Source organism: Duganella lactea, from assembly GCF_009857505.1.
Lineage (GTDB): Bacteria > Pseudomonadota > Gammaproteobacteria > Burkholderiales > Burkholderiaceae_D > Rugamonas > Rugamonas lactea.
Genome location: NZ_WWCP01000073.1, coordinates 1 through 6903 on the forward strand (window position 1 = coordinate 1; position 6903 = coordinate 6903).

The 6903-nt window shown below is 68.9% G+C and carries 10 protein-coding genes; 7 read left to right on the plus strand and 3 right to left on the minus strand.

The window, feature by feature from the left end:
- The 5 genes from GTP44_RS26485 to bufB form a co-directional block, all read left to right on the plus strand.
- Window positions 1–295: general secretion pathway protein GspB (locus tag GTP44_RS26485; RefSeq protein ID WP_161021762.1), on the plus strand; the 295-nt coding region annotated here is incomplete at its 5' end.
- 75 nt (window positions 296–370) lie between these two features.
- A complete protein-coding gene (gene mobB / locus GTP44_RS26490) occupies window positions 371–907 on the plus strand; it encodes a molybdopterin-guanine dinucleotide biosynthesis protein B (protein ID WP_161021763.1) in 537 nt (178 codons plus the stop codon).
- Between the two features lie 54 nt (window positions 908–961).
- Window positions 962–1153 carry a YjfB family protein gene (locus GTP44_RS26495; RefSeq protein ID WP_160992987.1) on the plus strand — a complete coding sequence of 64 codons (192 nt, stop codon included), beginning with the start codon at window positions 962–964 and terminating at the stop codon, window positions 1151–1153.
- 144 nt (window positions 1154–1297) lie between these two features.
- Window positions 1298–1549 (plus strand): BufA1 family periplasmic bufferin-type metallophore, encoded by a 252-nt coding sequence (locus tag GTP44_RS26500; protein WP_161021764.1) that lies wholly within the window; start codon window positions 1298–1300, stop codon window positions 1547–1549.
- Between the two features lie 9 nt (window positions 1550–1558).
- Window positions 1559–3199 (plus strand): MNIO family bufferin maturase, encoded by a 1641-nt coding sequence (gene bufB, locus GTP44_RS26505; RefSeq protein WP_371867340.1) that lies wholly within the window; start codon window positions 1559–1561, stop codon window positions 3197–3199.
- Here bufB and GTP44_RS26510 read toward each other — a convergent pair.
- The gene (locus GTP44_RS26510; protein ID WP_160992985.1) at window positions 3173–3466 is read right to left on the minus strand and encodes a DUF883 domain-containing protein; all 294 of its coding nucleotides are present in this window, start codon (window positions 3464–3466) and stop codon (window positions 3173–3175) included. The two genes, bufB and GTP44_RS26510, sit on opposite strands and share 27 nt — an antisense overlap.
- Before the next feature lie 142 nt (window positions 3467–3608).
- Entirely contained in the window at window positions 3609–3827 is a 219-nt protein-coding gene (locus GTP44_RS26515; RefSeq protein WP_160992984.1) for an RNA-binding S4 domain-containing protein, read from the minus strand.
- Window positions 3828–4010: 183 nt separating this feature from the next.
- Here GTP44_RS26515 and GTP44_RS26520 point away from each other — a divergent pair, with 183 nt between their 5' ends.
- Entirely contained in the window at window positions 4011–4919 is a 909-nt protein-coding gene (locus tag GTP44_RS26520; protein WP_161021765.1) for a hypothetical protein, read from the plus strand.
- On the opposite strand, the gene fumC is transcribed toward GTP44_RS26520, so the two are convergent.
- On the minus strand, window positions 4916–6313 hold the full coding sequence (gene fumC / locus GTP44_RS26525) for a class II fumarate hydratase (RefSeq protein WP_160992996.1): 1398 nt from the start codon (window positions 6311–6313) through the stop codon (window positions 4916–4918). The two genes, GTP44_RS26520 and fumC, sit on opposite strands and share 4 nt — an antisense overlap.
- A gap of 120 nt (window positions 6314–6433) precedes the next feature.
- Between fumC and GTP44_RS26530 the strand changes: the two genes are divergently transcribed.
- The coding region (locus GTP44_RS26530; protein ID WP_371867339.1) for a type IV pilus assembly protein FimV at window positions 6434–6903 on the plus strand (470 nt) is incomplete at its 3' end.

Consider the following 6903-nt stretch of genomic DNA (forward strand, 5'->3'; position numbering starts at 1 on the left):
GGCTTCGGCGTCCGGGGCGCCCGCGCCGGTCCAGGCCGCCGCGCCCGCCGCGCGCCCGGCCGAGGAACCGGTCGTCAATCTGCGCGAACTGCCGGAGCCTATCCAGCGTTCGATTCCACCGGTCACCGTGGGCGGCTACATCTATTCCAAAAACGCCGCCGACCGCCTGTTGCTGGTCGATAAAGTGCTGCGTCGCGAGGGCGATGAGGTGGCGCCCGGCCTGACGCTGGAGAAACTGCAGCCGAAGGAGGCGGTGTTTAATTTCAAAGGCTACCGTTACCGCGTTCCCTACTGAGCCGGTATGGCGCCGCTGGCCGTTGCTGGTCGCGGCGTATAATGCCCGCCATCAATCAGTTGTGAGGGATGAGGTATGCAACAAGCAAGTCCGCGCAAGGTGTTGGGCGTGATCGGGACCTCCGGCAGCGGCAAGACGACGCTGCTGGAGCATCTGCTGGCGCAGCTGGCGGCGCAGGGGGTGAGGGTGAATGTCATCAAGCACAGCCATCATGACCTGCAGTTCGAGCCGCCGCACAAGGACAGCGCCCGCCTGCGCCAGGCCGGCGCGGCCGAGGTGATGGTCGGTTCGCCGTTCCGCTACGCCATCATCCACGAGCTGCGCGGCGCCGCCGAGCCGACGCTGGAGGAGCAACTGGCGCGCATGTCGCCGGCCGATCTGACCTTGCTGGAAGGCTTCAAGACTTACCCGATCGATAAGCTGGAGGTGTACCGGATCGAAGCTGGCCGGGCGCCGCTGTATCCGCACGATCAGCGGGTGGTGGCGGTGGCGGCCGATCATGCGCGGCCGGCGGACCTGCGCGACAGCGTGGCGTGGCTGGATCTGAACCAGCCGCGGCAGGTGCTGGCCTGGTTGCTCGCGCATCTGAAAAAAACTTCGGCGCAGGCCTAAAGTTGCCGCTGCGGCGTCCGTAAACAACGGTGATAGCCCTAATTGGAGGTTCCCATGGACGTTACTGGCATTGCCCAAACCGCAACCACGATTGCCGATACCGGCACCAAGCAAGCCGTTGGCATTGCTGTGCTGAAGAAGGCGCAAGATATCGCGGCCTCCAGTGCGTCGGCCCTGATCGAGGCGATCCCGCCGGTGCAGAATCTGCCGTCGCATCTGGGTAACAATATCAACACCAAGGCCTGAGCGGTCTGCTGCTTGTGTTTCCTGCGCGCCGCCCGACGCGCGGCGCGTGTGCGCCATGCTTTTCCCTTTATCCATCCGACAGGTGCGTGCCGGCGTGATTGCTGGTACGCTGCGCTTGCATTCAACCTTTTGGAGACTCTTACCATGAATAAACGTCAAGCCCTGATCGCCGCCGCGCTGGCGACCGTGTGCGCCACCCAGGCCGGCGGCGTCGCCGCCGCCGAGGACAAAGACAAATGCTACGGCGTCGCCAAGACCGGGCAGAACGACTGCGCCACCGCCGCGCACTCCTGCGCCGGCCAGGCCAAGACCGATAACGCGACCGATGAGTGGAAGTATGTGCCGAAGGGCACGTGCGAGAAGCTGGGCGGCAAGACCACGCCACCGGCCAAGTAATTGCCGCCGGTGACGGGCGCGCTGGGGGTCGGCGTCGGCCTGCGGACGCCGCATTACCGGGAGTTTCTGGCGCGGCGGCCGCGCGTTGGCTGGCTGGAGGTGCATAGCGAGAATTATCTGGCGCCCGGCGGCTGGGACTGGCATGTGCTGGAGCGGCTGCGTGGCGATTATCCGATCAGTCTGCATGGCGTGGGGCTGGGCCTGGGGTCGGCGCATGGCTTTTCTGACGCGCATTTGCGGCGCGTGTGCGCGCTGGTGGCGCGCGTGCAGCCGGCGCTGGTGTCCGAGCATCTGTGCTGGAGCGCGGCGGCGGGGCGGCAGTTGCATGATCTGTTGCCGCTGGTGCTGGACGAGGCGGCGCTGGCGTTCATCGCGGCGCGCGTGGCGCGGGTGCAGGATGCGCTGGGACGGCGACTGTTGCTGGAGAATGTGTCGTCGTATGTGCGGTTTCAAGCGGACGCGATGAGCGAGGCCGAGTTTCTGGCGGCGCTGGCCGCGCGCACCGGCTGCGGCGTGCTGTTGGACGTCAATAATCTGTATGTCAACCAGTGCAACCATGGCGAGGACGCGCTGGCGGCCATGGCGGCGCTGGCGCCGGACATGGTGGGCGAGATCCATCTGGCCGGGCATCTGGTGACGCCGCAGGCGGTCATCGATCATCATGGCGACCAGGTGGCGGCGCCGGTGTGGCAATTGTACGAGGCCGCCTTGCGGCGCTTCGGCGCGGTGCCGACCTTGATCGAGTGGGATACCGATATTCCGCCGCTGGCAACGCTGCTGGCGGAGGCGGACAAGGCGCGGGCGTTGCACGCTGTTGCGGCGCCGGCCCTCGCCCCCGCGGTGACGCCAACCGTGGCGCCGCCGGACGTGGCCGGCGCGGGCGACTGGGCGGACGGGCAGCGCTGGTTCGCCGACGCGCTGTTCGACGCCCGGGTGACGGCGCCGGCGGGCTGCCAGCCGGATCAGGCGGCGCAGCGCTTCGCGCTGTATCGTGGCAACCAGACCGAAACGTGGCGCAAGACGCTGGCGGCCGCCTATCCGGTGCTGCTGGCGCTGGTCGGCGAGGGCTTCTTCGGCGGCCTGGCGCGCGCCTACGGCCGCGCGCGGCCGAGCGGCAATCCCGATCTGCATCACTTCGGCGCCGGCCTGGCCGGTTTTCTGCGCGACTTTCCGCCGGCGGCGCAGCTGCCGTATCTGCCGGACATGGCCCGGCTGGAGTGGGCCTTGCATCGCGCCCATTTCGCCCCGGCCGTGGTCGCGGTGGACGCCGCGCGGCTGGCGGCGCTGCCGCCGGCGCGGCTGGAGGTGACGCGTTTCCGGCTGCCGCCGGCGGCGCGGCTGCTGGCGTCGGACTATGCGGTGGTGGCGTTGTGGCAGGCGCACCAGCCGGACAGCGGCGTGGCGTTTCCGGAAGACATGGCCGTCGCCAGTCATGCGCTGGTGGCGCGGCCGCAGTGGACGGCACAACTGGCGCCGCTCAGCGCCGCGGCCCACGCGGCGCTGCGGGCGCTGGCGCAGGGGCGTGGCTTTGGCGACGCGCTGGACGCGGGGTTGGCGCGCGATGCGCGCTTCGACGTGGCGGCCAGCCTGCGGCAGTGGCTGGCGCTCGGGGTGCTGGTGGAATCAGGTGTCGCGGCGGAACGCGCGTAGCAACCGGGCTTCGCCGGTCAGGTCGCGGTGCAGCCGGCTGGCGATGGCGGTCAGCTCGATCATGCGGTCGATCTGCACGTCTTCAAAACGCGCCAGTTCGGCGGTGGCGTTCTGCAGCGCCGCCGCCAGCTTGTCGCGCGCCGCCTGGTACAGCGCGCCGTGGTGGTCGTTGGTGTTCTTCAGCAGCTCTTCGGCGTTTTCGATGACCTGGCGTAAATCGTCCAGCAAACTTTCCTGGCTGGGAAGGCTGGGTTCTCGCGCGTCCATGACAGCCCCCTGGTGAGCGTACTGGTTGAAAAGACAAGTCCGGCTCACCCACTATAGCGGGGCGCACCGGCGCCGGTTTGCGCCGGATCAAACGCCGGCGCCTCCCTCATCTTACTGCGTTATTTCCACAAGGCAAGCACAATTACGCCGCGACCACGGAAATGCGCACATCGCCGACGCTGACCTGCTGGCCGGCGCGGATCTTGGCGGTCTTGCGCAACTCCTGCCGGCCGTCGACCTTGACGTCGCCGCTGGCGACGATCTGCTTGCCGGCGCCGCCGCTGTCGCACAGGCCGACCAGCTTCAACAGCTGGTTCAGCTCGACAAATTCACCGTTTAATTCAAAACTGACTTTCTGCATTTTATCCTCTGCTGCCTTGATGGGAAGCCGGCGCCGCCACGACCATGGCCTGGTGTAGCGGCATTCCGACAGACGCGTAGTTTACCTGATCGCTCGTGATTGCTAGGCAGAAAAGAACTTGCTATGCTGGTTTCGACTGCCGATGTGACGGCAGGGCGCAACGACCTCTTGGCGAGTTGCATCATGAATAAGCTTTGTGTGACATTGGTCGCGGCCGGCTGCGGCTGCGGCTGCGGCTGTTCTGGCGGCGCGTTGGCCGCCGAGCCGCCGGTGCCGGCGGTCGAGCCGCGCGCCGACGCCGCCGTGCTGTTCGCCGCCACCGACCGTCAGGCGGCGCTGGCCGAGGCGCTGGGCGGCGCCGCGCCGCAGGTGCGCTTCGGTGTGCTGCCGGCGCCGGCGATCGAGCCGTTGACGCCGCTGACGCCGTTTGAGCCGCTGGCGCCGCTGCCGCAGCCGCTCGATGGGCGCGGCAAGCGCTATCTGAGCAGCGCCGAATTCGAGCAGAAGATGGGGCGCGGCACCGGCATCGTCAGTGTTGGCCTGCTGCGCGAGAGCGGCGGCGCGCCGGGCATGCAGCAGAGCATGTCGATGTTGCTGAGCACGCGGCCGACCACCCGTTTCACCGCGCTCTCGCTCGGCTATGCGCTGTCGCCGCGCGCCGCGCTGATGGCGATGGCCTCGTATGGCAAGAGCGACGGCATCGGCAACCCCGACAGCCTGCTGGCGCAGGTGTCGGCGGTGCGCACGCTGGCCTACAGCGCCGGCTATGTACGGCGCCAGCTGTGGGCCGACAATGACCGGCTGGCGCTGACCTGGTCGATGCCGGCCAAGGTGCGCGCCGCCGCCGGCGCCGGCGTGGTGGCGGCGGCCGACCTTGGCGGCGTCAACGCGGCGGCGCTGGGCGCGGCGCGGCTCAATCTGCGCCCGACCGCCAGCGAGCGCGATCTGGAGTTCAGCTACACCCGGCTGTATGGCCGCGACGGCCGCCACGGCCGGCTGACCGGCGCGCTGATGTGGCGCGTCAATCCTGGCCACGACGCCAACGCCCGTCCCGACCTGCTGACCGGCGTGCGCTATTCCTACGGTTTTTAAGCGTCGGCGCCCGGGCGCGTCATGGCCAGCGGCACGATCCACTGCGCGAACTGCTCGGCGCTGACATACCCCAGCGCCAGCGCCGCCTCGCGCAGCGTGCTTCCCTCTTGCTGGGCGTGCTTGGCGATGGCGGCCGCGCGGTCGTAGCCGATGTGCGGCGTCAGCGCCGTCACCAGCATCAGCGAGCGCTCCATCAGTTCTTCGATGCGATCGGTGTTGGCCGCGATGCCGTGCACGCAATGGTCATCGAAGCTGCGCATGCCGTCGGCCAGCAGGCGCGCGCTTTGCAGGAAGTTGTGGGCGATCAGCGGCTTGTAGACGTTCAGCTCGAAGTTGCCAGAGGCGCCGCCCATGGTCAGCGCGACGTCGTTGCCGAACACCTGGCAGGCCAGCATGGTCAGCGCCTCGCACTGGGTGGGGTTGACCTTGCCCGGCATGATGGAGCTGCCCGGCTCGTTCTCGGGAATGCTGATCTCGCCCAGGCCGGAGCGCGGGCCGGAGGCCATCCAGCGCACGTCGTTGGCGATCTTCATCAGCGCGGCGGCCAGCGTTTTGAGGGCGCCGTGCGCGCTCAGCAGGGCGTCGTGGCCGGCCAGCGCGGCGAATTTGTTGGCGGCGCTCTGGAACGGCAGTCCCAGCGCGCTGGCCAGCTCGGCGGCGATGCGCGGCGCGTAGTCGGCATGCGTGTTGAGGCCGGTGCCGACGGCGGTGCCGCCGGCGGCCAGCTGCAGCACGCCGGGCCGGGCGGCCTCGATCGCCTGCTCGGCGAAGTCCAGGTGGGCCACGTAGCCGGAGAATTCCTGGCCCAGCGTCAGCGGCGTGGCGTCCTGCAGGTGGGTGCGGCCGATCTTGACGATGGCGTCGAAGGCCACGCTTTTGGCGTGCAGGCTGGCGCGCAGCTGGCGCAGCGCCGGCAGCACCTGGTGCGTCAGCGCCTGGGCGGCGGCGACGTGCATGGCGGTGGGGAAGATGTCGTTCGACGATTGCCCGAGGTTGACGTCGTCGTTCGGGTGCAGCGTGCGGGCGCCGCCGCGGCCGCCGCCCATCAGCTCCGAGCCGCGGTTGGCCAGCACCTCGTTCAGGTTCATATTGGTCTGGGTGCCGGAGCCGGTCTGCCACACGGCCAGCGGGAATTCATCCGGGTGGCGGCCGGCCAGCACCTCGTCGGCGGCCGCCGTGATGGCGGCGGCTTTGGCGCCGTCCAGCAGGCCGAGGTCGTGGTTGACGCGGGCGGCGGCGCGCTTGACGCTGGCTAGCGCGTGGATCAGCTCGACCGGCATTTTCTCGCTGGAGATGCGGAAGTGCTCCAGCGAGCGCTGCGTCTGCGCGCCCCAGAGCTGGTGGTCGGGGACCTCGATCGGGCCGAAACTGTCACGTTCGCTGCGGGTGCGCATGGGGGCTCCTGGGTGGGCAACTGGGGGCTTGTGAGTGTAGCGCAGTTTGAAAAAATTGACCGGGGGCTACAAAAAAGCGAATTCGCGCCGTTATAGCTGGTACACCTTTTTGGAATGATGATGCAGTACACGCTCCTGACCTTGCTATTGTGCTTCTGGCTGGGCGCCGTTCAGGCGGCCGAGCTGGGGGATGTCGTGCCGCGTTCGTATCGCGGCCAGCCGCTGGCGGCCGATATCGAGCTGCTGGCGCTGGCGCCGGACGAGCTGGCCGGCCTGCAGGTGCGGCTGGCCGACGCCAATGTCTACCGCGGGGCGAATGTGGCGATGCCGCCGGCGCTGGCGACGGCGCGCTTGCAGATCGAGCGGCGCGGGGCGCAGTCGGTGTTGCATGTGACCACCGCCCAGCCGGTGGCGGCCGAGTATGTTCATTTGTATGTGCGGCTCGATACGCCGGGCCGGCAGGAGGTGCGCCTGGCCACCGTGTGGCTGCAGCCCGATCCGAATCCGGCGCCGCCGGTGGTGGTGGCGCCGGCCAGTGCGCCGACGGCGGAGCAGCTGGCGGCGCAGGCGCGGGCGGCGCGGGCTGCGGC